This window comes from Nonomuraea sp. NPDC050643 (genome assembly GCF_040654715.1).
Classification (GTDB): Bacteria; Actinomycetota; Actinomycetes; order Streptosporangiales; family Streptosporangiaceae; genus Nonomuraea.
On record NZ_JBFAIM010000189.1, the window covers coordinates 1 to 1,298 of the forward strand.

Consider the following 1,298-nt stretch of genomic DNA (forward strand, 5'->3'; position numbering starts at 1 on the left):
CGTTAAGTGGTTTGGCAAGCATTGGCTTTGCTAGCCACTAACGTGGCAGACGCGCCAGCTTGTTGGGGATTATCCCCAAGCCCCTTATGTTTTTTGCTTACGCAAAAAAGAGTGGCTAATTGCTAGCCATTGTTCATTAAGTAATACAAATAAATTGAAGAAATAATTTGGGTTGAACATTGACATTTATTTGCTATTTGTTTAAGTTGAATTTAATACGATAAGGGAAAGGGTGAACCAACTACATGATTAACTAATCCTATTTTCAAAAGGAAACAATTGAAAGTATTTTATTTACAAATAGCGTTTGATTTGTGTTGTTTTCAATTGTACTTTTCAGGATAGGATGAAAATTCTGTAGTTGGCTCTAAAAGTATTTTGTTAGAGTTCATCTATATAGATTTATGCCTCCTATTCTGAATAGATTAGGAGGCTTTTATTGTCTTCAATTACTTATGAGAGGATGAGGAAATATGAAAATAATGTTAGAGGGACTTCATATAAAACATTATGTTCAAGATCGTTTATTGTTGAACATAAATCGCCTAAAGATTTATCAGAATGATCGTATTGGTTTAGTTGGTAAAAATGGAAATGGAAAAACAACGTTACTTCACATATTATATAAAAAAATTGTGCCTGAAGAAGGTATTGTAAAACAATTTTCACATTGTGAACTTATTCCTCAATTGAAGCTCATAGAATCAACTAAAAGTGGTGGTGAAGTAACACGAAACTATATTCGGCAAGCGCTTGATAAAAATCCAGAACTGCTATTAGCAGATGAACCAACAACTAACTTAGATAATGACTATATAGAAAAATTAGAACAGGATTTAAAAAATTGGCATGGAGCATTTATTATAGTTTCACATGATCGCGCTTTTTTAGATAACTTGTGTACTACTATATGGGAAATTGAAGAAGGAAGAATAACTGAATATAAGGGGAATTATAGTAACTATGTTGAACAAAAAGAATTAGAAAGACATCGAGAAGAATTAGAATATGAAAAATATGAAAAAGAAAAGAAGCGATTGGAAAAAGCTATAAATATAAAAGAACAGAAAGCTCAACGAGCAACTAAAAAACCGAAAAACTTAAGTTCATCTGAAAGCAGAATAAAAGGAACAAAGCCATACTTTGCAGGTAAGCAGAAGAAGTTACGAAAAACTATAAAATCTCTAGAAACCAGACTAGAAAAACTTGAAAGCGTCGAAAAGAGAAACGAACTTCCTCCACTTAAAATGGATTTAGTGAATTTAGAAAGTGTAAAAAATAGAACTATAATACGTGGT

1 protein-coding gene is annotated in these 1,298 nt (G+C 31.5%); it reads left to right on the forward strand.

What is annotated here, in order from left to right:
* Positions 1–473: 473 nt before the first annotated feature.
* The coding region (locus AB0I15_RS66895; protein ID WP_358121226.1) for an ATP-binding cassette domain-containing protein at positions 474–1,298 on the forward strand (825 nt) is incomplete at its 3' end.